Source organism: Actinomycetospora sp. (genome assembly GCF_055612215.1).
Window position 1 is genome coordinate 1 of the sequence record NZ_JBVPVA010000580.1, and the last position, 1,716, is coordinate 1,716.

At 73.3% G+C, this 1,716-nt stretch carries 3 protein-coding genes; 1 reads left to right on the plus strand and 2 read right to left on the minus strand.

The genetic code is table 11. The annotated features are described in order from the left end of the window. The first annotated feature begins 154 nt into the window (after positions 1–154). The gene (locus tag AC0CYZ_RS15950; protein ID WP_472217023.1) at positions 155–580 is read left to right on the plus strand and encodes a GNAT family N-acetyltransferase; all 426 of its coding nucleotides are present in this window, start codon (positions 155–157) and stop codon (positions 578–580) included. A gap of 9 nt (positions 581–589) precedes the next feature. On the opposite strand, the gene pcaG is transcribed toward AC0CYZ_RS15950, so the two are convergent. Both pcaG and pcaH read right to left on the minus strand, forming a co-directional pair. Continuing rightward, entirely contained in the window at positions 590–1,174 is a 585-nt protein-coding gene (gene pcaG / locus AC0CYZ_RS15955) for a protocatechuate 3,4-dioxygenase subunit alpha (RefSeq protein WP_472217025.1), read from the minus strand. Continuing rightward, a partial coding sequence (pcaH, locus tag AC0CYZ_RS15960; protein ID WP_472217028.1) for a protocatechuate 3,4-dioxygenase subunit beta occupies positions 1,171–1,716 on the minus strand: 546 nt, incomplete at its 5' end. The genes pcaG and pcaH, both read right to left, overlap by 4 nt.

Here is a 1,716-nt window from a genome sequence, read left to right on the forward strand (position 1 = left end):
CGAATCGGCCGAACGGGGTGCGGACGGCGTCGTAGACGTAGGCGTCGGTCACGGATGCCTCCAGGAATCGGGTCAGCGGAACGGTGATGGACGGGGCGGCGGGCGGCGGGGAGAGTGTCTTCGTACCGGAACGTACGGTCATGAGGAGCGCGGGATGGCGTTGACGTGGACCAAGCAGGACCTACCCCGATGGGACGCCGACAAGCAGCGGGTGTTCGGCGACGCGGAGCTGGCCGCCGTCGGGCTGCAGCGCCCGCCCGACGGCGAACCGGTCGCGGACGAGTGGTGGGCCGTGGCGCGCGACGGCGAGGTGGTCGGCTACGGCTGGCTGGATTCCGAGTGGGGCGACGCCGAGATCGCGTTCGTCGTCGCGCCCGAGGCCCGCGGGGCCGGCATCGGTGGCTATGTGGTCGATCACCTGGCGGCCGAGGCTGCCAGCCGCGGGCTGAGCTACGTCTACAACGTCGTCCCGGACACGCATCCGAACCCGGCCTGGATGACGCGGTGGCTGGGCGAACACGGCTTCCACGCCGGGATCGACGGGATCCTGCGGCGGACCGTGCCGGCCACTTCGCACTGACACCGGCGATCAGGCGGGGTGGGCGAGGAACACCGTCTCGCCCGCGCCCTGCAGCACGACGTCGAAGACGAGCCCGTGCTCGTCGGGCACGGCGACCAGCGTGCGACGGCGGTCGTCGGGAAGTGTCGCGAGCAGCGGGTCCGTGGCCAGCCCGTCGTCCGGCGCCGGCAGGTAGCAACGCGTGAGCAGCCGGTCCAGCAGGCCGCGCGCGAACACCGTGACCGCGATGTGCGGCGCCTCCACCGCGCCGGTGGGCGCGGCCGGGCGCAGCGTCCGGACCGCGTAGTCGCCGGCGCGGTCGGTCGGCACGCGCGCGAAGCCGGTGAAGCTGCGGCCGTCGCGGTGGAACGAGCCGGGTCGCGACGGCAGGCGCCCGTCCGGCCCGGTCTGCCAGAACTCGAGCAGGGCGTCGGGGACCGGCGCGCCGGCACCGTCGCGGACGGTCCCGTGCACGCTGATCGCGCCCGGCGTGCCGGACGGGACCACGTCGGCGCCGCCGTCGAACGGCAGCCCGAAGGCGAAGAACGGGCCGACGGTCTGCGACGGCGTGGGGTCGGCCGGCGAGGCCGCGGGGAAGGACGTCAGCTCGCTCACGCGTCGTCCTCCGGGTCCTCGGGGGTGGCGCCGGGACCGTCGAGGACGATGTCCCACTGGTAGCCCAGCGCCCACTCCGCGACGGTCGTGTCGTGGTCGTAGTTCGCGATCAGCCGCTGCTGCGCCTTCTCGTCGGTGACCGAGGAGAAGATCGGGTCGAGGCCGAACAGCGGATCCCCCGGGAAGTACATCTGGGTGACCATGCGCTGCGTGAACGCCGTCCCGAAGACCGAGAAGTGGATGTGCGCGGGACGCCAGGCGTTGGTGTGGTTGCGCCACGGGTACGCGCCGGGCTTGATCGTGACGAAGCGGTAGCGGCCCTCGTCGTCGGTCAGGCAGCGCCCGCCACCGGTGAAGTTCGGGTCCAGGGGCGCCGGGTGCTGGTCGCCCTCGTGGCGGTAGCGCCCGGAGGCGTTGGCCTGCCAGACCTCGACCAACTGGTTGCGCACCGGGCGTCCGGCCCCGTCGCACACCCGGCCGGTGACGACGATCCGCTCCCCGAGCGGCTCGCCCACGTGCTGGCGGGTGAGGTCGTGGTCGAG